We start from the raw sequence: 22,891 nt of genomic DNA on the forward strand, positions 1-22,891 counted from the left end.
CAGCCCAAAAATCGTATGAAGTCATCATACGATTTTATCTATTAGTTAACTAAACTATGATACAAGTCAAGGTATGACTTGCAGGCTGTATCCCATGAGAAGTCACACTCCATAGCTTGTTTTTGTAAGTTTCTCCAAACGTCAGGATGGTTTCGATACAAGTCCAATGCGGTTTGGAAAGTCCAATTCAACCAGTAAGGAGATAGATTGTCAAAGCTAAAGCCAGTACCGCTTCCTTCAATCGGATTAAAGGCTTGAACAGTATCTCGCAAGCCACCAACCTCATGAACCAATGGCAAGGTTCCGTAACGCATTGCCATCATTTGAGACAAACCACATGGTTCAAAACGACTCGGCATGAGGAAGAGGTCACAAGCAGCGTAGATTTCTTGGGCAAGTTTGACATCAAAAGTGATATTTGCTGATAGCTTGTCTGGGTAAATCTGAGCAAACCACGAGAAAGCACCTTCAAAGGCTGGATCTCCAGTTCCCAAAAGAACAATCTGAACATCTTCTTGCAAGATATGGTGCAGACTTTCCACCACCACATCAAAACCTTTTTGACGTGTCAAACGAGAAACAATTCCCACCAGTGGAACGTCAGCTCTAGCAGGCAAGCCAACTCTTTCTTGCAATTTTGCCTTGTTTTGGGCTTTCCCAGACAAATCTTCCTGATTAAAATGATAGTCTAATAGGGCATCCGTCTGAGGATTATAAAGGTCAGCATCAATCCCATTCACGATACCAGAAACTTTACCAGACTCCATTCGAAGAATCTGATCCAAGTTACAGCCGAACTGACTGGTCATAATTTCATGGGCATAGCTAGGCGAGACAGTTGACACACGATCCGCATAGAGAATACCTGCCTTCATCCAGTTGAGACAGTTGTTCCAGCGAAGGGTACCATCCGCATAACGTTCAAAGCCAACTCCAAATAAATCACCCAACATTCCTTCTGAGAATTGTCCTTGGAATTCCAAATTATGAATGGTTAAAACAGTTTTTATTCCTTGATAGGCTTGAATCCAACGGTATTTTTCCTTTAACAAGAAAGGAATCATAGCTGTATGGTAGTCATGAACATGGAGAAGGTCAGGGATAAAATTAATTCTTTCCATTGCTTCAATGGCAGCAAGTTGGAAAAAGGCAAAGCGTTCTCCGTCATCAAAATCACCGTAAACATGACCACGGAAGAAATAATATTGATTGTCAATAAAGTAGAAGGTTACACCATTTAATACTGTTTTCTTAATTCCACAATACTGTCTGCGCCAACCAACACTCACCTCAAAATGAAGAACATCTTCAATCTGATTTCCAAATTTAGCCTCTACCATGTCATAGTAGGGGAGAATCACTGCAACTTCGTGCCCAGCTTTTACCAGTGATTTGGGAAGAGCGCCAATGACGTCTCCCAAACCACCTGTTTTTGAAAAGGGTGCCCCCTCAGCTGCTACAAATAAAATTTTCATGAATGAATATCCTCTGTTACTTTAGCACCTTTCTTAACGACGACTGGATGTTCTGCAGTTCCACGGATCACAACGCCATCCGCAACTTCAACACCCTTGTCCAAGATAGCATATTCTACCTGAGCACCTTCTCCAATAACAACACGAGGGAATAAGATGCTATCTTTAACCAAGCTATCCTTATGGACATGAATATTACGTGATAAAACAGAATTAGCCACTTGACCTTCAATAATACTACCAGACGCAAACTGAGAAGTACTTACCTTAGATGTATTAGCATAGTAAGTTGGTTCTTCGTTTTTAACCTTTGTATAAATCTTTTGGTTTGGTGAGAAAAGAGAATAGAATTTTTGAGATTCAAGCATATCTTTATTAGCTTGGTAATAAGACTCTACAGAATGAATATTTGCCAAATAGCCTGTGTACTCGTAGGCAAAAGCCCCTTCTTTTGCAGCCAAATCCCGTAAAACATAACGCAATTTCTCTGGATGTTCTTTCTTAGCTTCTTCTTCTAAGCGTTCAATCAACCAAGGTGTATCAATAACAAAAATATCTGTAGACATATTGAACATTTCTTCTGTTGATTTTCTATCAAATAGCGTGTGAGAACGAACATGGTCTGTTTCATCCACTTCCAAGATTGCGTTCACTTCTGAAATATCTTTCTTAGGAAGTTTCTTATAAACAACTGTAATAGGCCTCTTCGTTGTGTTATGAAGATGGAACACTTGGTTCAGATCGATATTAATCAAAACATCACAGTTAAGTGACACTGTTTGGTTTGAGCCGGAACGTTTCAAATAAGTAAGAAGCTGTTGGTAGTATTCTTTTCCTACTGTGCTACTCTCAACGCGTGTATTATAAATTCCTAGATAATAGTGACTAAGAAGAGTGGACAAGCCCCACTCACGCCCTGAACGGATATGGTCAAAAACAGAACTAATATTATCCTGCTGAAAAATACCAAAAACACTACGAACACCAGCATTGGCAAGACTTGATAGCGGGAAGTCAATCAAACGATATTTACCGCCAAATGGCAAACTAGCTACTGGACGGTGGTCTGTCAGTGTTGACATATCATGAAAACCAACTGTGTTTCCTAAAATGGCAGAATATTTATCAATCTTCATCTGTTGCTACCCCCACTACTTCATTATATCCTACAACTTGTACTTCTTCTGTTCCATCAATTTCGACACCATCAGAAATAACTGCACCTTCACCAATAATGGCACGTTTGATTTTAGCTCCGTGTCCAATAATGGCTCCACTCATGATAACTGAATCAACAACTTCTGCCCCTTCGCGAACTTGCGCACCTGTTGAAAGGATAGAATGTTTAACAGTTCCATCAACGAAACATCCGTCTACAACCAAGGAATCTTCCACATGAGCATTGGCCCCAAGGAAGTTTGGTGGTGAAATTAAGTTTCTTGAGTAAATCTTCCATTGACGGTTACGGCTATCCAAGGCATTTTCTGGTGAAATGTACTCCATATTCGCTTCCCAAAGCGACTCAATCGTACCGACGTCTTTCCAGTAACCATTAAATTCGTAGGCATAGACACTTTCACCTGACTCAAGGTAATTTGGAATGACATTTTTACCGAAGTCTGACATATCGACATTGCTCTTTTCTGCAGCGACTAACATATTGCGGAGACGTTGCCAATCAAAGATGTAAATTCCCATAGAGGCTTTGGTAGATTTTGGTTGGGCTGGTTTCTCTTCAAATTCTACAATACGATTGTTAGCATCTGTGTTCATGATGCCAAAACGGCTAGCTTCTTTAAGAGGAACATCAAGAACTGCTACTGTCAAACTGGCATTATTATCCTTGTGAGACTGGAGCATAGCATCGTAGTCCATCTTATAGATATGGTCACCCGAAAGAATCAAAACATACTCAGGATTGACACTATCGATATAGTCGATATTTTGATAAATAGCGTGACTAGTTCCTTCAAACCAACGATTTCCTTCACTTGCAGAATAAGGTTGAAGGATAGAGACACCAGAATTAATCCCATCTAGACCCCAACTTGAACCATTCCCGATATGGTTGTTGAGAGCAAGTGGTTGATACTGTGTGATGACTCCAACATTGTGAATGCCTGAGTTGGCACAGTTTGAGAGAGCAAAGTCAATGATACGGTAGCGCCCACCAAATTGCACAGCTGGTTTTGCGATGCTTTGAGTGAGTTTACCGAGACGAGTTCCTTGCCCACCAGCAAGAATCAAAGCTAACATTTCATTCTTCATTTTCTACTCCTTTTTGGTTTTTACTTGTGACGGTTTTTGCAGATTTCAAGCGACGTTTGATTTTCCAAACACTTGCTCCCATAGCTGGCAGGGTAAAGGTCAAGGTCTGCTCATAATCTTTCCATAGTCCTTCTTGCGTTTGCACAGTTTGATTATGTTCTTTCCAGACACCGCCCCACTCTTCTAACTCAGTATTCCAGACTTCTTCATAAATCCCTGCAACAGGAAGGCCGATTGTAAAATCTTTTCGTTCAACTGGTGCCATATTAAAGACACAGACTAACATGTCGCCCTTTTTACCCTTACGGATGAAGGACAGAACACTCTGGTCACGATTATCCGCATCGATGATTTCAATACCATCATAGCTGGTATCAATTTCCCACAAACAGCGATGGTCTTTGTAAAACTGGTTTAGCTGAGAAGTGAAATACTTCATCTTAGCATTCATTGGGTCTTCTAGATTAGACCATTCCAACTGTTCTTCAGATTTCCATTCTAGAAATTGCCCGTATTCACTACCCATGAAGAGCAATTTCTTACCAGGGTGACAAATTTGGTAAGTGTAGAGATTGCGTAAGCCTGCGAATTGATTGTAGCGTTCTCCCCACATCTTATGCATCATACTCTTCTTGCCATGAACCACTTCATCGTGTGAGAATGGTAAGAGATAATTTTCCTTGAAGACATACATAAAGCTGAAAGTCACCAAATTAAAGTCATACTTACGGTAAATCGGATCTTCTTCGTAGAAACGGAGGATATCATTCATCCAGCCCATATTCCATTTATAATCAAAACCTAGACCATCTGAATCCTTGGTGTCAGTAATCTGAGTAGCTGATGAGCTTTCTTCTGCAATCATCATAACGTCTGGATGAACTTGTTTAATCACATCATTCAAGCGTTGAAGGAAATAATATCCTTCATAGTTGAGATTGCCACCATCTTTATTAGGCGTCCATGGCGCATCATCATAATCAAGATAGAGCATGTTGCTAACCGCATCCACGCGAATACCATCTAAATGATAAAAATCAATCCAAAACTTAATACTAGAAATCAAGAAAGACTGGACTTCATTCTTTCCAAGGTCAAAATTGAGTGCTCCCCAACCGTAGTTATGAGCCTTATTATGATCCTGATACTCAAAAGTCGGTGTTCCATCATAATAGGCTAAGGCATCATCATTGATAGTAAAGTGACCAGGTACCCAGTCCACGATAACCCCAATATTGTTTAAGTGACATTCCTCAACAAAATCTTGAAACTCTTCAGGGCGACCATAGGCATGCTCTAAAGCGAAGTAACCCATAAGCTGGTAACCCCAACTCAAACCGAGTGGGTGAGACATCAAGGGCATAAACTCAATGTGAGTATAGTTCATCTCAACCAAGTAAGGAATGAGTTCATCTTTCAGTTGAGCAAAACTATAAGGGCTACCATCAGGATTTCTCTTCCATGACCCAGCATGTGCTTCATAAATATTAACGGGACGCTCTTCAAAGCTCAAGCGTTTTCTACGGGCTAGCCAAAGGCCATCCTTCCATTTTTTCTCTGGGATCTCTGTTAAAATTGCTCCAGTACCAGGTCGTGCCTCATACCGTACAGCCAAAGGGTCAATCTTCATCAGCTGATGACCATTTGCACGTGTAATATTGTACTTATAAATTTGGCCTTCTTGAGCAAGACTGGTAAAGACTTCCCAGACTCCAAATTCATTCCGTTCCATCGGAATTTGATTTTCAACCCAATTAGTGAAATCCCCTACCAAGTGAACAGCCTGAGCATTGGGTGCCCACACACGAAAAGTATAGCCAGACTCTCCATTTTTTTCTTCCCTATGTGCTCCCAGATAGTGCTGGAGGTGAAAATTTTCACCCGTCATAAAGGTTTCTAAAGCTTGTTTCTTATCCATACACCCTCCTAATTCTGTAAGCGTTTTCTATAGATTTATTATACTACCTTTTTAGAGAAGATTCAAGTAAATTACTATATTTGCTAAAAATTCTTTTGAAAGTCTTCAACAAATTCACTGATGTGTTCACTTGTAAATCAAGAAATTTTCAGAAACGCTTTGAAAACGAATTGTTTTTTTTACAATACTACCATAAAGTTCGTTATTTTACTAATAAAAGTGTTTCTTTTAACTAAAAAAAGAAACCAGGAAACCAATTTCCTGATTTTATCTTTTATTTCACATCAAAAACAATGGATTTGACATTTGTCATCGCTTCAATGCTATATTTAATTCCTTGAACACCAGCACCAGAACCTTTGACACCAAGGAATGGGAAATTGTCTGGACCACGTTGGGTTTTATTATTAATATGGACTGTACCCACTTCAAGTTTTTCAGCAATTTCAAAGGCTTTTTTGAAATCATTTGTAAAGACTGATGATTGAAGGCCGAATTCAGATTCGTTGGCAAAAGCAATAGCTTCCTCTACACTAGCCACACGAATAATCGGTAAAACTGGACCAAATGGCTCTTCCCATGCTACTTTCATATCTTTTGTAACTTGGTCAAAAAGCACTGGCCAGAGAAGATTGCCCTCACGTTTGATTGGTGTAAGAGCCTGAGCCCCTTTTTCTTGTGCATCCTCAATCAAGCCCCAAATGAAGTCAGCTGAAGCATTGTCAATAACTGGTGTGATATCAGCATTGTCGAATGGATCACCTACTGTTAACTTGGCAACCTCTGCTTGAAGTAAATCAGCTAATGTATCTGCAACACTTTCGAGAGCAATGACACGTTTAATGGCCGTGCAACGTTGACCTGAGTAGCTAAAAGCTCCTGCAACGATTTGCTTGGCAGCATGTTCCAAATCTGCATCTTCTAGTACAAGAGCCGCATCTTTTCCGCCAAGTTCCAACATGATAGGACGCATACCAGCTAAACGACCAATACGTTCCCCGATAGGGGTTGATCCTGTAAAGTTGATGAAGTTGACTTCTTTGTGCTCAATGATATAATCCCCAATTTCTGAACCACGTCCCGTAATGGTATTGAAAACACCTGCTGGAATCCCCGCTTCTTCAAAGGCTTTAGCCAACAAGAGACCAGAAATAGAACCTTGTGTTGGTGGCTTAAACATAACCACATTCCCTGCAATCAAGGCCGGAGCAATCTTAGATCCAGAAAGGTTGACTGGATAGTTAAAGGGAGCAATAGCTAGCACGACTCCAACCGGCTCACGACGAACAACAGCCAGTTTGTTTTTACTTGCTACCTCAAAACCACCACCTTCCATTGCTTGACCTGTAATCCGTAGCCCTTCTTCTGCAGCATAGCGGATCAATTCTGCGGTACGCACCACTTCTCCAATAGCTGCTTTAAACCCTTTTGCTACTTCTTTGGCAAGGATAGTACCAATTTCTTCCTTATCGCGTTCTAAAATAGCTGCTGCCTTATGCAAATAAGCTGCACGCTCAACTGGTGCTAAATCACGCCATGCAGGGAGAGCTGCACGCGCAGCTTGCATAGCCTCATCTACTTCTACCTGACTCATAGCAGGTACTGTCCCTAATTCTTCTTGATTGATTGGTGAATAAATCGTAATTTCTTTTTCAGATGATTTCCATTCTCCATTTACTAAATTCTGATATCTTGTCAAATTCTCGTCCTCCTGAAAATTGTTAAGATATATTTTACCAAATTTTCAGAAAATTGCAACCCTTTTTTACAATATTTTTGAGATTATTTTCACAAGCTTAATTTTTCAAACTATTTGAACACTCTTGTTAAGCAGTATAGTGGATTGAACCTAAAGTAGTACACTACAGATTCTAAAACATTTCTAGAAATTAATTTGACTTTCCTAATCTTGCTGTTCATATCTTATTTCAATCTACTATAAGTACAAAAAGAAAAGGCTTAGATGAACTAAACCTTTTTCATGCTATACTATTTTTCATTGAGTTTTATAATTCGAGTATCAAGATATACTAGAAATTATACGGCCCAATTGAAAACTTTTGATTTCATCTACAAAACTTTAAAGACGCTGGCGCTAACGCCACCAACCATGTCTTTATCAGCTAAATGGCTGTTGGTTACCAAGAGTTCTAGATTTCCAGCATTTTCAAACTGGAAGTCTTGCCCTTTAGCATTAAAGACAACCAATAGATGTTCTTCCCCGTGAATCTCATAAACAATCCAACCACTATGCTCATTTGCTGAATGAACAAAGACATGATGGTAAATTTCTTCATAAGTAGGGTAAGAAAAGGCGCTGGTTTCGGTCTTCAATCGAATCATCTGACGAATAAACTCAATACTATCTTGACGCTCATTGATCAAGTCCCAGTTGACTTGATTCACACTGTCAGGAGCATTGTAGCTATTCATAGCACGTTCTCTATCATCATGGGTCAACTCACCATTCTCACCAGTTGCAACCAGTTTGGTACGACCAAATTCTTGACCGATTTCCATAAAGGCCATCCCTTGCATGAGTAGGTTCATGGCTGTGGCAGTTTCGACCTTGCGCATGATTTTCTCTGAACTTTGGTCTGGATGTAGGGTTGCCAACAAATCGTGAAGATTGTAATTGTCATGGGCCTCTACATAGTTAAGCACCTGATTTGGATGTGTATAGGTTCCTAATTCACGACTGCCTAGGATGGCTTTGGCTAGGATTGGTTCTGTCGCAGCACCACTAACAAAACCTGACTTGATAGCACCATAAACTTCTCCACCTTTGACAGCATCGCGCTGATTGTCATTAAAGAAACCAATATTTGGCATCTGGTAGGCATTGTCTTTCTTAGCCTTATCATAAGGGGCCAGACCTGTTCCCATATCCCATCCTTCTCCATAGAGGATAATGTTAGGGTCGATTTCATCCAAACTCTGACGAATCATCTGCATAGTCTTGACATCATGAATCCCCATCAAGTCAAAACGGAAGCCGTCAATATTGTATTCCTGCACCCAGTATAGAAGAGAATCAATCATATACTTGCGGAACATTTCGTGTTCGCTGGCTGTTTCATTTCCAACACCCGTTCCATTCTGGAAGGTACCGTCTGGATTCATACGATAGTAGTAATCAGGGACAGTTGTTTGGAAAGGTGCATCAACAACTGAAAAAGTATGGTTATAGACTACATCCATAATGACACCAATACCCGCATCGTGATAAGCTTGAACCATGGTCTTCAAATCACGAATAACCTGAGCTGGATCCTCTGAATTTGTTGAAAGGCTGGTTTCTGGTGCGTTATAGTTTTGTGGATCATAACCCCAGTTGTAGGTTACATTCCCATCAGCATCGTATTCTTTGTGACGGTCTGCAATTGGTTGCAATTGAACATAATTGTAGCCCAGCTTCTTGATGTGATCAAAAGCAGTTGACTGACCGTACTGGTTAACCGTTCCAGTCTGAGCAGCACCCAAGAAAGTTCCTCGAAGATGTTCATCTACACCTGAGGTCGGTGATTTGGTCAAATCACGAATGTGCATTTCACAAATAACTGCCTTACATGGATTTGCCAAGCGCCAAGTAGCCTCAGAACCATGCTTGACCTCGAAGTTTGCAACTTGCTTTTCTTCATGGCTCAGGATAGCTGAACGTTTGCCATCAGGACTGGTCGCAATTGTGTATGGGTCGCGTGTCAGTGTTTGGTGATGGGGGAATTGGACTTGATACTGATAAGCCTTACCAGTCAAATCTTCCTCAACATCCAAACTCCAGACACCGATTGTATTGTCTTTATGGTTATAAGAGTAGCTATTGCCTCTTTCCATCTCAAAAGTTTTCCAAACAGGAGCATCGTTAGTAGCTGATTCATAAACGACAACCTGCACTTCTGTCGCTGTTGGAGCCCAGAGAGCAAAATGAGCCTGATTGTCCTCTACACGGCAACCCAATTCACCTTGGTAGCCCCAATGATGATCAAAACTAGCACTGTTAATGGCCTTATCAAAGGCAAAAGGATTTTGATTCTTATAGAAAGGACTGGCAATAGCAGGATTTTCAGAATAATAAATCCTATCATCCCCTTCCAAAATCCAGACCTCTGTTAAAAGAGGGTAGTGATTAAAACGGATAGCATACTCTTTACTGGTTTGGCCTGTATGAACCACAAAATTCAAACTTTCTAGTGGATGAGAACTTGGGTGTTCAAAACTAAATAAAGCGCCAAAATAATCTTCTTTGTAGGTTAGCAAATCAATTCGTTGATCCTGACTTTTCACAAAAGAGCAAGTATCGTATTCTCCATTCTTACGATGGTAATGAATGCGCATAGGGTAATTATACATTTTTTATTTTTCCTTTTTAATTCTTGATTTGTTTCTATTTCACTAATAAATTATTGACCAATTTTGTCACGACTAACAAACATAGTTATATTATCTAAACTCTGGTTTTAAACTATCATTACAAACTTTCTAGCCAAGCTTCATCTCGAACTTCGATACCAAGTTCTTGTGCTTTTTGCAGTTTACTTCCAGCGTCTGCACCTGCAACAACAAGATCGGTCTTTTTAGAAACACTGCCTGTTACCTTGGCACCAAGACTTTCTAGTTTGCTTTTAGCTTCTGAGCGTTTGAGACGTTCCAATTTTCCAGTCAATACAACGGTCAAACCTGACAAGGCCGCATCTGCCACTACAGTCTGACCTTTATAATCCAGATTTACCCCAGCTTCTTTCAATTCTCTGAGGAGAATTTCAGAGCCTTCTGTCGCAAAATAAGTCTGAAGACTTTTGGCAATCACACCACCCAGACTTTCAATACTAGCCACTTCCTCTGGATCTGCCTGAGCCAGATTTTCGATTGAATGAAAATGTTGAAGTAAGAGCTGACTGGCCTTGCTTCCTACATGGCGAATTCCCAGACCAAACAAGAGCTTCTCAGCTGAGTTTTCCTTAGATGCTTGGATGGCCTGATACAGTTTAGCAGCAGACTTTTCCTTAACACCTTCTAAAAGGAGGAAATCTTCTTCTTTCAAACGATAAATGTCTGCCACGTCCTTAACCAGATTGGTAGCAAAAAGCTTCTCAACAATAGATGGACCAAGGCCTGTAATATTCATGGCATCTCGAGAGGCAAAGTGAATCAAGCCTTCCATGATTTGAGCAGGGCAACGCGGATTGATACAACGGAGAGCCACTTCATCTTCAAAGTGCAACAAGTCAGAGTCACAACTTGGGCAGTTTGTTGGAATATCTAGTTTCTCTTCAGAAATTCGTTTTGACTCTACTACACGTAAAACAGCAGGGATGATGTCCCCAGCCTTATAGACAATGACCGTGTCGTCCTTACGAATATCTTTTTCAGCAATATAATCCACATTGTGCAGAGTCGCACGGCTAACAGTTGTTCCAGCTAGTTGTACTGGTGTTAGATTTGCAGTTGGCGTAACAACTCCAGTACGGCCAACAGTCCAATCAACTGATAAGAGTTGGGCTTCTTTTTCCTCAGCAGGAAACTTGTAGGCTACAGCCCACTTTGGAGCCTTGACGGTAAAACCGAGTTCTTCTTGGCTTGCTAAGTCATTGACCTTGATCACCACCCCATCGATATCATAAGGCAGATTGTCCCGTTCTTGTCCTACTTCTTGAATAAAATCCCAGATTTCATCTATGTTTTCAGCCAAGATTCGCTTAGGATTGACCACAAAACCAAGCTGTTCTAGGTGCTTCAAAACCTTTTCTTGGCTATCACGAGTTGAAGGGCTGGCTTCTTGATAGAGAAAGGTAGCAAGATTGCGCTTAGCTACTACTGCTGTGTCCAGCTGACGTAGTGTGCCTGCTGCCGCATTACGAGGATTGGCAAATTCAGGCTCTCCATTTTCTTGGCGAGCTTGGTTGACCTGGTCAAAAGAAGAGCGTGGCATATAACATTCCCCACGAACTGTGATATCTAATTCTTCTGGCAAGGTCAAAGGAATGTCCTTAACGCGCTTGAGGTTTTCCGTGATATTCTCCCCAACAGAACCATCACCACGTGTTGCCCCAGCAACCAAAATACCCTTTTCATAAGTCAGTGAGATAGACAAGCCATCGATTTTCAGCTCACAAATATAGGTTGGATGGGCCACTTCCTTACGAACACGCGCATCAAAAGCTTCAAGCTCCTCACGTGAAAAAGCATCCTGCAAACTGTAAAGAGGATACTGATGACTGTATTTTTCAAAACCATCTAAAACCTTACCACCAACACGATGGGTCGGACTGTCTGCTAACACTTGATCTGGATAGGCAGTTTCTAACTCAACCAACTCTCGGTAAAGGCGGTCATACTCACTGTCAGAAACCGACGGATTATCGCTGGTATAGTACTCAGTCGCATAGCGATTGAGCAAGGCGACTAACTCATTCATTCTTTTATTCATAAGACCATTTTACCACAAAGTAAGCCCTCCTCACAAACGAGAAGGGCGGAAAAAACACTCAGATTGGAATTATTTTTGAAGTCCAAGCAAACTTATGTCTCTTTTTCAAAATGAGTTCGAACATACACGAGGGATAGACAAGACAGGATGATAACCCCGCTTCCAATTATCAAGAAAGAAAAGAGATGTACACTTGGTAGCACTGTCATAAAGCCTTTGGCAATAGGCATAAATAGAATGGCTAAGGTAAAAATTGTGCTTAATACTCTCCCCAAATATTCCCCCTCAACCTTGGTTTGCACCTGAGTAAAAAAGTGAATATTAAAAATTGTCATAAACAATTCACAAACTAAATTTCCAGAAAAGGAAAGCAAATTTGGAAGTGGTAATCCCATCATAAGAACTCCGACACCTGTCAAAGCCAGTAAAATCAAAAGATTATAAACATTAGCTTTAATTTTACTAGCTAGAAGAGCCCCAATGATGGAACCAATAGCCCCCATAGTCAAAATACTTGCGTAAGCTCCTTCTACTCCGTAAAGCCTATTTGAAAAGGGGAGGAGAAATTCAAAAGCGGCAAAAAAGAAATTAACACTGGAAGCTACTAACAAAAGGAAAAAGATTTCTTTCTGGCGCCAAATATAGCCAAGTCCATCTTTCATATCAGCAAAAATGGCTTTCCAGCTGAAAGTCTTTTTCTCTTGTTCCTGAGTCTCTTTTTTAGGGAGAAAAGCTACCAAGGTAAATGCGATGAAAAAACTAATGGCATCTAAAACAAGCGTCGTATGGAGACTGGCAAATTGTAAAACAAGGAAGGAAAGTACAGGAGAACTTACAGCTACAACCTGCAAGGCCAACTCTAAACGAGCATTGTAGGTCACAATCTCGTCTTTCTCAACAACCTCAGTTATGATAGCTTTATTGGCTGTACGAGAAAATGCAAATGCAACCGCCTGAACAATATTGGCAAAAATCAAAGCCCCAATCATCCAGCTGTCATTCCTTATGAAAGAAATAGTCAGACAAAGAATCCCACAAACAAGGTCTGTCGTCATTAAAATCTTACGACGAGAAAAACGGTCTGAAATGACTCCGCCAAAAGGATTTACGAGAATAGATGTAACGAGTTCAGAAATCTGATACATTCCTAAAACAGTCTGCCCGATAGTCCCCATGGAAGCCAACCAGACACTATTTCCATAATCATAGAGCATATTCCCTATCTTGTTAACAGCTCCACGGCTAATTAACTGTACTGCATAGCGATTCATATGAAAACTCCTCTCAAATTTTGAAACTATTGTATCAAAACCGAAAGGAGCTTTTTATTTTTTCCCTTATTTGGGAAAATTAATCTTTGACAAATTTTTCGTAGTGTTCCTGATAGTAGGCTACTTGCTCTGGAAGAGCTAGCACATCAAAAATATGCATGGCCTCTTGCATCTGCTTACAGCCTTCTTTACACTGTCCTTTTTGGTACAAGGCAAAACCTTTGAGGTAATGTAAAATATTCCGTTCATAAAGACTAATGTTTTTACCAATAATCTTCTCTGTATAAGTCTCGAAATAGCTTGCATTGTCAAAAGAAAGATGCTCTAAACAATGCTGATAACAATTGAGGGCCAAAATCAAAACCAATCTCTTATGGCGACCAATCTCTTGGTAAAATTCTTCCCTCTCCATAACTTCTCTTCCAATTCGAGTGACATAATCCACATCATAGAAACTATAGAGGTTACCGAAAAGAATCAACTCATACATGGTCCATTCTTCTGTTTTGAAGAGATAATCTGCCACCTTATCCAGATCATCCTGCTTCATCTCATAAGTCGAATCTCTTTGACAAATCAGACCCTGTAGCAAAATCCAGTTCAGCTCAAAATAGAGAGGATTTGTCGAACTCTTAGCCTTTTCAAGTTGTTCACTTTGCAGCTTTTGAAAACCTGCAATATCATTTGAATAATAAAGGGGTACAATTTGTCCCATCATGGCAACATGTTCATGATTGTGAAAATTCCTTGCCTTATCCATAAAATTTTCGATTGTTACATGAATGTTATCCAAAATCTCAAAGAAACGTGAGACTGCTAGGTCAGACTCCCCAAGTTCAAAGCGAGATAACTGAGAGGTTGAACAGGATTCCCCGGCAGCCTCCTTTAAAGAATAATTTCCACTTGTTCGAAATTCACGAAATACTTTTCCAAGATGTTCCATCTTTACACCTGCTCTGATAATTCTTCCCACTCAAGCATGGCTTCTTCCTGACGGTGGCTGATTTTGTCCAGCTCAACCTGCAATTCCATCAGTTTTTCGGCATCGTTTGTTTCCAACATTTGTTCAGAAATGACTTGACTTTGACTTTCTAGCTCTTCAATTTCAGCTTCTAGACTTTCGATTTGTCGCATGAGCTTACGAACTTCTTTTTGACTTTCTTTCTGGGCTTGATAATCATTGACTGGACTTGCTTCTTTTACTTGATTGTTAGTTGAAGCTTCCTCTGTCAGACTCATTTCTACTTCTGCTTTCTTCTCGACATAGTAGTCGTAATCACCCAAGTAAAGAGTCGAGCCATTCTCAGACAATTCCAAAACATGAGTTGCCACACGATTGATAAAGTAACGGTCGTGGCTGACAAAGAGCAAGGTCCCATCAAAGTCAATCAAGGCATTTTCCAACACTTCCTTGCTATCAATATCCAAGTGGTTGGTCGGCTCGTCAAGGATCAAGAAGTTGTTGTTTTCCATAGACAATTTAGCTAAAAGCAAACGAGCTTTTTCGCCACCAGATAACATGCCGACTGATTTTTTAACATCATCTCCTGAGAAAAGGAAGGCACCTAGACGGTTGCGAATTTCAACTTCCGGCGTCAGTTTAAAATCATTCCAGAGTTCATCTAATACAGTATTACTTGGTGTCAGCTTACTTTGGGTTTGGTCATAGTAACCAACCTCAACATTGGCGCCAAAGCGCTTTTCACCCTTGATAAAAGGAATTTGATCCACAATAGACTTGATAAAGGTTGACTTGCCGATACCATTTGGTCCAACAATAGCAACAGCATTCATTTTACGAAGGTCTAGGTTGATAGGCTCTGACAATACTTCCCCATCATAACCAATAGCCGCATTTTCAACAGTCAAGACAATATTACCCGAGGTTTTCTCAGACTGGAAGGTCATGTTGGCTGATTTCTTACCAGCTTCAGGCTTGTCCAAACGTTCCATTTTTTCCAGTTGTTTTCGACGAGATTGGGCACGTTTGGTCGTTGAAGCTCGGACTAGATTACGATTGACAAAGTCTTCTAGAGCTGCAATTTCCTTCTGTTGCTTTTCATAGTTTTTTGCCTCAGTAGCTAGTTTTTGCTCTTTCAACTCGACAAAACGAGAGTAGTTGCCCACATAGCGATCCAAGGAATGCTTGGTCAAATCTAGCGTAATTGTCGCAACCTTATCCAAGAAATAACGGTCGTGACTGACAATAATGAGGGCACCGCTATAATTTATCAAGTAATTCTCTAGCCAAGCAATAGTTTCAATATCCAAGTGATTGGTTGGCTCGTCCAAGACCAAGAGATTGGGCTTTTCAAGAAGCATTTTAGCAAGAGCCAAGCGAGTATTTTGACCACCTGAAAGTTCGGCAATTTTCATCTGCCACATAGATTCGTCAAACTTGAATCCATTCAAAATCACTCGAATATCAGTTTCATAGGTAAAGCCACCTGCCTGACGAAAATTTTCAGATAAGCGGTCGTAATCTGACATCAGTTTATCCAAATCATCACCAGACTTTTCACCCATCTCCAACTCCATCTGACGAAGTTGTTTCTCCGTCCGACATAAGTCATCAAAGACATGAAGCATCTCATCGTAGATGGTATTTTCAGACTCAAAACGGCTATCTTGGGCTAGGTAAGACAGAGAAATATCTTTTTTCTTATTGATTTCTCCACTAGTTGGCTCCTCTTCTCCAACCAAAATCTTCAAAAGAGTAGACTTACCTGCTCCATTTTTCCCAACAAGAGCAATCCTGTCTCGTTCATCAACTTGCAGATTGATATTATCAAAAAGAACCTCTCCTGCAAAAGAACGTTCAATTTTATTAGCTTGTAAAATAATCATACAAGTAGTATAGCATGTTTCCCTGAGGCATTCAAGACTTGATAAACCAGCATATGACACCACTTTTCTGAAAATTATGCTACCGTTTTACTAAAACGCTAAAAAGTGCTATAATGTGAACGGTTAAAACAATTTACAAAAAGGAGAATGTTAATGTCTTACCAAGAAAATTACCAGAAATGGGTTGATTTTTCGGAGCTTCCTGACTACCTTCGTCAAGATTTGGAAAATATGGACGAAAAAACTAAGGAAGATGCCTTCTATACAAATCTTGAATTTGGTACTGCAGGCATGCGTGGCTTGATTGGTGCTGGTACCAACCGCATCAACATTTACGTTGTTCGCCAAGCTACTGAAGGATTGGCTCGTTTGATTGAATCAAAAGGTGGAAATGAAAAAGAACGTGGTGTCGCAATCGCCTACGATAGCCGTCACTTCTCACCAGAGTTTGCCTTTGAATCTGCGGCAGTTCTTGCTAAACACGGCATCAAATCTTACGTATTTGAAAGCCTTCGTCCAACTCCAGAACTATCATTTGCAGTTCGTCATCTCAACTGTTTCGCAGGTATCATGGTCACAGCCAGCCACAACCCTGCTCCATTTAACGGTTATAAGGTTTACGGTGAAGACGGTGGACAAATGCCTCCACACGACGCGGACGCTTTGACTACTTATATCCGTGCAATCGAAAACCCATTTGCGGTAGAAGTTGCTGATGTGGAAGCTGAAAAAGCTTCTGGCTTGATTGAAGTTATCGGCGAAGCTGTTGACGTAGAATACCTTAAAGAAGTTAAGGACGTAAACATCAATCCAGCCTTGATTGAAGAATTTGGTAAAGACATGAAGATTGTCTACACACCACTTCATGGTACTGGTGAAATGTTGGCTCGTCGTGCTCTTGCCCAAGCAGGATTTGACTCTGTTCAAGTCGTTGAAGCGCAAGCAACTGCTGACCCAGACTTCTCAACTGTAAAATCTCCAAACCCAGAAAGCCAAGCAGCCTTTGCCCTCGCTGAAGAACTTGGTCGTCAAGTTGGTGCAGATGTTCTTGTGGCAACTGACCCTGATGCTGACCGTGTTGGTGTTGAAGTTCTTCAAAAAGATGGTAGCTACCTCAACCTATCAGGTAACCAAATCGGTGCTATCATGGCAAAATACATCTTGGAAGCCCACAAAAACGCTGGAACTCTTCCTGAAAATGCAGCCCTATGTAAATCTATCGTATCAACTGACTTGGTAACGAAGATTGCTGAAAGCTACGGCGCAACTATGTTCAACGTTTTGACAGGTTTCAAATTTATCGCTGAAAAAATCCAAGAATTCGAAGAAAAACACAATCACACATACATGATGGGATTTGAAGAAAGCTTCGGTTACTTGATTAAACCATTCGTACGTGATAAAGACGCTATCCAAGCTGTTCTTGTCGTTGCTGAACTTGCCGCCTACTACCGTTCACGCGGTTTGACACTTGCTGACGGTATCGAAGAAATCTACAAAGAGTACGGCTACTATGCAGAAAAGACAATCTCTGTTACCCTTTCAGGTGTCGATGGTGCAGAACAAATCAAAGCGATTATGGCTAAATTCCGCAACAATGCTCCAAAAGAATGGAACACAACAGCTATCACTGTCGTAGAAGACTTCAAGGCTCAAACTGCTACTGCTGCTGACGGAACTGTTACAAACTTGACAACTCCTCCAAGTGATGTGTTGAAATACACACTTGCTGACGGTTCATGGATTGCCGTTCGCCCTTCAGGTACAGAACCAAAAATCAAGTTCTACATTGCAGTTGTAGGGGAAACCAACGAAGAATCACAAGCTAAGATTGCTAATATCGAAGCAGAAATCAATGCTTTTGTAAAATAAGGCCCTATAAAAGATGAGACTAACCAATCTCATCTTTTTTTCGTATCAAATCTAAGCAATTTTAGAAACTTTATGGCATACTAGACTTATCAATGAAAGCGAGGTAATCTCATGGAACAATTTTTAGATAATATCAAAGACCTTGAAGTCACTACAGTTGCGCGTGCGCAAGAAGCTCTTGATAATAAAGAAACTGCAACCTTCTTCATCGGTCGCAAAACTTGCCCTTACTGCCGTAAATTTGCTGGTACCTTGGCAGGTGTCGTAGCTGAAACTAAAGCTCACATCTACTTCATCAACAGTGAAGAAGCAAGCCAACTCAATGAGTTGCAAGAATTCCGCTCACGCTACGGAATTCCAACTGTACCAGGCTTCGTTCACATTGCAGATGGACAAATCAGTGTTCGTTGTGACTCTTCAATGTCAGCACAAGAAATCAAAGAATTTGCAGGATTGTAAAAGATATAAAAAAGAAGGCCCTCGCCTTCTTTTTTAATTATTTTCAAAATAGGAATCAACCAACTCCTGAATTCTTCCTTCTTTGGCAGCAGGAATGGTATCTTCTAAAACAAAGTTCTTTCTACTGATATCTTGAGAGAGATTTCCAAAGATAAAATTAGTCGAGATGTTATAGATAATCTCTGAAGGTGCAAATCCATAAACTTGATTTTCCAGGATATGCTTTAAGCGTTCCTCAGAATTTGGAAATACATCTTTCAAGCCTTCGCTATTATATAGTCGCTTAACAAGCTCAGCAATATAGAGACCAGACTTCATGTACAAATCAATGAATGTCTTAAATGGATCATCAAATATTCCTGGATTTTCTTTTTCAAGATCATCTACCATCCTCTTCACTACCCGTTTAGGAGTAAAAATCTGGTTGGTTTTCTGTGGTGGAATATAGTCAAAAATATCTTCTTTTTGATCTTTAAAATAATCCGCCAACTCCTCTTTCTTACGAAGAAATTCTTGGATTGCTTCATTAAATGTTGCTCGATCAAAGAGATGCCCTGCAAAATCTTGCCCACCATCTCTTAGGTAACGAAATTGGTCAATCGTGATTCCCGTTACTTCATAAAAAACATGCTCAGGTACAAAGGTATCAAAATTATCAAGCGTTAGAGATTTATCACCATAGGCCATGATAAAACTAGGGATTGTTCGTGCAAAGCCTCGAAGGTGATCACGAATCTCATCCTGAGCTGATTGTTTCAACTGTTCAACACGTTTTATCTCAACCTGTTCGATAAACTTCTCAGGCATTTTTTCCACTTCTTTTTTAAGTGTTTGCTCTAGTTTTTCTTTGTGGATGAGATTATTTTCTTCTATTCGTCTTTCAAGATCTTCTTGAATCTTATCTTTCTGCTCCTTATCATTTACTTCCTTGAGCTGTTGCTGCAACTCTTCCTTGATATGAGCTTCAGTAATTTTACGTTCTATCTCATTTTTTCGAACTTCATTCTCAAATGTTGCTACAATTTGCTTCTTGATTTGATCTGTTTCTCGAGTTTTAAGGTTGTATTCACCTTTCAAATCTTCTACAATCACTGAAGAAACTGTCTTGCTCAAATCATTAACCAGCTGTTTTTGAGTTCTGTCCTCATCCTTAGTGAACAAATCTGTCACAGATTGACTAAGTCCATAGACTTTTTCACCAAAAAGTCGCATTTGCTGATTAATTACAATTTCATGGTCTACTACTGCATTTCCTTCATCATCTACTGTAACATCTGAAAAATCTAGTAAATCAGAAGGTGTTTGTAACTTGCCTTCCTTTTCAACTGGCAGCTCATTTAAAATATCTAGAACTGTTTGACTAGCTTGGAAAATACCGCTGATATTATCAAATAAGAGATTGGACATAAAGCCTCGTTTGAGGACTTCCCTAGCTTTTATCTGACGCGGTATAGTCAGAACTGCCTTGGCATCAATTTCAACCATCTTACCAGCACGATCTTCAGCTATGACAGGGAAGAAATTTAGTAATTCTCTGATATTTTCTTCACGAGTTGCAGAAGTCCCACCACCTCCTACAGTTGCTAGTGATAAGTTGTTAGCAAACTCATCAAAGAGAATTAAGGTCCTTTCTGGCGCAAAGTCAAATACATAGGCTCTTTCTTTGCGGAAGTGATTTCCTTTGTTATCGCTCCATGAGTATGGATTTTGAGCACGGAAGGTAGCCTGCATATAAAGTGCAGGTGATTTCATGTTCGATAACATCAATACACCTGTCCACTCAGGGATAGTGACACCTGTCGTCAATTGACCGACGGATAGGGTGATAGTTTTATCATTCTCTGCTATCGCTTTTCTAACCAAGTCTAAGGATTTGAGTTTGACTTTATCGTCTTCTTCGGACATGCGTCCGTCACCAGCAGCTAGAACAATCTCATAGTTTTCATAGATTGGGTGTTCTTCTAGTAGTGCTTTTAAGGCTTTAGCTGAGGCTACACGTTCTAAAAGCCAAAAAGTATGTTTGAGTTCATTTCGAAGTTCTTTAGTTGAAAATGGATATTTTTCATTGCTAGATAGAGTATCTAACCAATTTCTGACATCTTGCTCATGGATAAATTTCCCTTTATCATCTGTAGCGAAAAATTCACTTAAGTCAAAAGCATAGTCAATATTTTCACCATCAAGTTGAGCGCCTTTTTCTAACTCTTCACCAATCATCTGAGACATTTGATAGGTAAAGAGATTTAACTGAGGTAAGGTTTCATATGGATTTTCCTCTTCTTGCTCAGAAGACCAAGTCGATTTAGCAGACTGTTCATCCGCATAAGACCAGTTGTAGATTTGATCCTCTGTAAAATCTCCTTTGGCCAATGCCTTAAATGGTGTACCTGACAAATGCAGAGTGAAATTCCGCCGAATCTTATTAAAAGCTTGGTCTGTCTTAAAGGTATCAACTCCTTCGTGAGCCTCATCGATAACCAATAAATCCCAGTGGAGATCTGTAACCCATTTAAGTTTGTTATGCTCTCCACCTAGATAAGCAGAGCCTTTCAAGTCTTGAAGACTGATAAAAGCAAGTTGTCTTACATCGTCATCTAAAATACCAACAAATTCTTTTCGTGACAAGGTTGGACGACTCTTAAGGCTGTCTGATTCAGAAACAAACTTATAAGTCGTTTGACCTGCTATGAATGTTTCGAAATCATCATACCATGAGTTAGCTATTGCAGGTCTGTTGGTTACAATTAAGACATTGACAGCCTCCATCCGTCGAGCTAAGTCATAGGTAGATAAGGTTTTACCAAAACGTGGCTTGGCATTCCAGAGGAACTTACCTCCTAGATGATTCTGGAAATAAGCTAAGGTCTTAGAAACTGCTTCTTCTTGCTCTTGTCGAAGAGTATAGTCCTGTCCTTGCCCAGGCTGATAACCTGACAAATCATGCTGAACAAACTTATCAAAAAGATTTTTTGATTTTTCAGGAGTTCCATTAAAGTAAAACCATTCCGTCTTAGGACGACGTTCCACATCATGGAAAGAAAGGAAATGGTGAAAATCATGGTCCTTAAAAGTCTTTCCCTTATCAGGTTCTTCCGTATAAGCTGCATCTCCAGTCCATAAAACATCTGTATCTATATGAGCTGTATGCGTTTGTTCTTTAATCCGTTGTCTGACATCACGCTCCGTATAACCAATCTTAATCCAGCCCTCATTGCTGGTTACCGTCGGTGTAGTGTAGGCATAGATTTTAGGATGAATTTCTTTAGTTGTTTTAATTTCTACTGGCATAAGTATTCCTTTTTTTAAAAAACTAAGATAATTTTTCTAACTCTGTTAAATCGATTCCCATCGTGTTTAAAATGTCATCAAACACTACAGTTTTAAATTCATCAGCATACTGATTGAATAGATTCATTAAAGCTTTATATAATCTTTGAAAATCTTTCTTATCAAGTACAATTTTTAAAAATAGAATAACCACTATAAAACGTTTATTATCATATCTCCTTATCCCAAAATGATTTGCTATTTGAGATATTCTGACATTTCTTAAATTAACATTATACAGTCGTTCATCATGTGCACAGATATTTCTAACTAGGTTAGCCACTTTCAAACATGCACTTAAATCTGCACTAGATAGTCTAAATGTATTGTCTTTATTTTGTGTTCTATATTTATCTGTATAAAATTTTGCAATAATATTCTTTGTACTATCCGTTAAAATATTGTAAAAATTAGCAATGTTTCCCATTGTAAGAAAATTAACTAAAACCCAAAGTGGTACTTCCCCATGTTCTTCAATGTAATGTTTAATAGCGCCAGTTCTATCTACCTTATCATGAATCGTCTTGGTTAAGATAGAGATTTGTTGAAGAACTTTTTTAGGATCATTGTCTACAAAATTTGCAATATCTAAATAAGCATTCTTACGAGGGTGTTTTTTAGAGAATTCATATGCAACTGTTGTCTTTATTGAATTTTCGAATATCAATAAATATTTCAATAATAATATCCTTAATTCTCTATCAAATAAAAACAAGGCCTTTAGTTCGTTAAAGTGAGTTCCTTTTTGATAAATTTCAGGTTCAACAGGTCGATTATTGCTGTCCTTTACTAAAAATAAATCTTTATAACCGTTTATAACATTGTAATAGTTTTCTTGTTCTAAAAATCTCTTTGGCTTCCCATTCGTTGGTACTACAACACCCCTATTTCTTAAGATTGTTAACTGTTGATTAAATGTTTTATGTTCCTTCAAACTTATCTCCTATAAAATAAAAAGGGTCAGGGCATCGTATGCTTCCTGACCTAATCCTATGTGTCTATTATAGATCACTGAGCGCTATTTGTC

Annotated in this window: 14 protein-coding genes; 2 read left to right on the forward strand and 12 right to left on the reverse strand. The window is 39.6% G+C overall.

Features of this window, described 5'->3' with window-relative positions:
- Positions 1–41: 41 nt before the first annotated feature.
- The 10 genes from glgA to HMPREF0851_RS07270 all read right to left on the reverse strand — a co-directional run bounded on the left by glgA (position 42) and on the right by HMPREF0851_RS07270 (position 16,206).
- Positions 42–1,475 carry a glycogen synthase GlgA gene (glgA, locus tag HMPREF0851_RS07220; RefSeq protein WP_000697305.1) on the reverse strand — a complete coding sequence of 478 codons (1,434 nt, stop codon included), beginning with the start codon at positions 1,473–1,475 and terminating at the stop codon, positions 42–44.
- Complete coding sequence (gene glgD, locus HMPREF0851_RS07225; protein WP_000687039.1) at positions 1,472–2,611, reverse strand: glucose-1-phosphate adenylyltransferase subunit GlgD; 1,140 nt, start codon at positions 2,609–2,611, stop codon at positions 1,472–1,474. Before glgD ends, glgA begins: the two co-directional genes overlap by 4 nt.
- The gene (locus HMPREF0851_RS07230; RefSeq protein ID WP_000787249.1) at positions 2,601–3,743 is read right to left on the reverse strand and encodes a glucose-1-phosphate adenylyltransferase; all 1,143 of its coding nucleotides are present in this window, start codon (positions 3,741–3,743) and stop codon (positions 2,601–2,603) included. The genes glgD and HMPREF0851_RS07230 overlap by 11 nt, the downstream gene beginning before the upstream one ends.
- Positions 3,733–5,661: a 1,4-alpha-glucan branching protein GlgB gene (glgB, locus tag HMPREF0851_RS07235; RefSeq protein WP_000358750.1), complete on the reverse strand. Its 1,929-nt coding sequence runs from the start codon at positions 5,659–5,661 to the stop codon at positions 3,733–3,735. Before glgB ends, HMPREF0851_RS07230 begins: the two co-directional genes overlap by 11 nt.
- Positions 5,662–5,935: 274 nt before the next feature.
- Complete coding sequence (locus tag HMPREF0851_RS07240) at positions 5,936–7,360, reverse strand: NADP-dependent glyceraldehyde-3-phosphate dehydrogenase (RefSeq protein ID WP_000199364.1); 1,425 nt, start codon at positions 7,358–7,360, stop codon at positions 5,936–5,938.
- 371 nt (positions 7,361–7,731) lie between these two features.
- On the reverse strand, positions 7,732–10,011 hold the full coding sequence (gene pulA / locus HMPREF0851_RS07250; RefSeq protein WP_000283056.1) for a type I pullulanase: 2,280 nt from the start codon (positions 10,009–10,011) through the stop codon (positions 7,732–7,734).
- A 118-nt stretch (positions 10,012–10,129) separates the two neighbouring features.
- Positions 10,130–12,088, reverse strand: coding sequence for an NAD-dependent DNA ligase LigA (gene ligA / locus HMPREF0851_RS07255; RefSeq protein ID WP_001042581.1), 1,959 nt, complete (start codon positions 12,086–12,088; stop codon positions 10,130–10,132).
- 92 nt (positions 12,089–12,180) lie between these two features.
- Positions 12,181–13,359: an MFS transporter gene (locus HMPREF0851_RS07260; protein WP_001083044.1), complete on the reverse strand. Its 1,179-nt coding sequence runs from the start codon at positions 13,357–13,359 to the stop codon at positions 12,181–12,183.
- A 79-nt stretch (positions 13,360–13,438) separates the two neighbouring features.
- On the reverse strand, positions 13,439–14,302 hold the full coding sequence (locus HMPREF0851_RS07265) for an XRE/MutR family transcriptional regulator (RefSeq protein ID WP_000400542.1): 864 nt from the start codon (positions 14,300–14,302) through the stop codon (positions 13,439–13,441).
- Between the two features lie 2 nt (positions 14,303–14,304).
- Positions 14,305–16,206: an ABC-F family ATP-binding cassette domain-containing protein gene (locus tag HMPREF0851_RS07270; protein WP_000584843.1), complete on the reverse strand. Its 1,902-nt coding sequence runs from the start codon at positions 16,204–16,206 to the stop codon at positions 14,305–14,307.
- 153 nt (positions 16,207–16,359) lie between these two features.
- Between HMPREF0851_RS07270 and HMPREF0851_RS07275 the strand changes: the two genes are divergently transcribed.
- Both HMPREF0851_RS07275 and HMPREF0851_RS07280 read left to right on the forward strand, forming a co-directional pair.
- On the forward strand, positions 16,360–18,078 hold the full coding sequence (locus HMPREF0851_RS07275; RefSeq protein ID WP_000121694.1) for a phospho-sugar mutase: 1,719 nt from the start codon (positions 16,360–16,362) through the stop codon (positions 18,076–18,078).
- A gap of 111 nt (positions 18,079–18,189) precedes the next feature.
- Positions 18,190–18,537: a thiol reductase thioredoxin gene (locus HMPREF0851_RS07280; protein WP_000434640.1), complete on the forward strand. Its 348-nt coding sequence runs from the start codon at positions 18,190–18,192 to the stop codon at positions 18,535–18,537.
- A 33-nt stretch (positions 18,538–18,570) separates the two neighbouring features.
- On the opposite strand, the gene HMPREF0851_RS07285 is transcribed toward HMPREF0851_RS07280, so the two are convergent.
- Both HMPREF0851_RS07285 and HMPREF0851_RS07290 read right to left on the reverse strand, forming a co-directional pair.
- Entirely contained in the window at positions 18,571–21,825 is a 3,255-nt protein-coding gene (locus HMPREF0851_RS07285; RefSeq protein WP_001143837.1) for a DEAD/DEAH box helicase family protein, read from the reverse strand.
- Between the two features lie 22 nt (positions 21,826–21,847).
- Entirely contained in the window at positions 21,848–22,798 is a 951-nt protein-coding gene (locus HMPREF0851_RS07290) for an Abi family protein (protein WP_000658133.1), read from the reverse strand.
- Positions 22,799–22,891: the final 93 nt, after the last annotated feature.

This window comes from Streptococcus sp. M334, from assembly GCF_000187745.1.
GTDB lineage: Bacteria > Bacillota > Bacilli > Lactobacillales > Streptococcaceae > Streptococcus.

Excerpts from the sequence above, each read along its gene's own strand:
- glgA (WP_000697305.1), bottom strand. The coding sequence starts at position 1,475 with ATGAAAATTTTATTTGTAGCAGCTGAGGGGGCACCCTTTTCAAAAACA.
- HMPREF0851_RS07260 (WP_001083044.1), bottom strand. The coding sequence starts at position 13,359 with ATGAATCGCTATGCAGTACAGTTAATTAGCCGTGGAGCTGTTAACAAG.
- HMPREF0851_RS07275 (WP_000121694.1), top strand. The coding sequence starts at position 16,360 with ATGTCTTACCAAGAAAATTACCAGAAATGGGTTGATTTTTCGGAGCTT.
- glgB (WP_000358750.1), bottom strand. The coding sequence starts at position 5,661 with ATGGATAAGAAACAAGCTTTAGAAACCTTTATGACGGGTGAAAATTTT.
- HMPREF0851_RS07270 (WP_000584843.1), bottom strand. The coding sequence starts at position 16,206 with ATGATTATTTTACAAGCTAATAAAATTGAACGTTCTTTTGCAGGAGAG.
- HMPREF0851_RS07230 (WP_000787249.1), bottom strand. The coding sequence starts at position 3,743 with ATGAAGAATGAAATGTTAGCTTTGATTCTTGCTGGTGGGCAAGGAACT.
- HMPREF0851_RS07280 (WP_000434640.1), top strand. The coding sequence starts at position 18,190 with ATGGAACAATTTTTAGATAATATCAAAGACCTTGAAGTCACTACAGTT.
- ligA (WP_001042581.1), bottom strand. The coding sequence starts at position 12,088 with ATGAATAAAAGAATGAATGAGTTAGTCGCCTTGCTCAATCGCTATGCG.
- glgD (WP_000687039.1), bottom strand. The coding sequence starts at position 2,611 with ATGAAGATTGATAAATATTCTGCCATTTTAGGAAACACAGTTGGTTTT.
- HMPREF0851_RS07285 (WP_001143837.1), bottom strand. The coding sequence starts at position 21,825 with ATGCCAGTAGAAATTAAAACAACTAAAGAAATTCATCCTAAAATCTAT.
- HMPREF0851_RS07265 (WP_000400542.1), bottom strand. The coding sequence starts at position 14,302 with ATGGAACATCTTGGAAAAGTATTTCGTGAATTTCGAACAAGTGGAAAT.
- pulA (WP_000283056.1), bottom strand. The coding sequence starts at position 10,011 with ATGTATAATTACCCTATGCGCATTCATTACCATCGTAAGAATGGAGAA.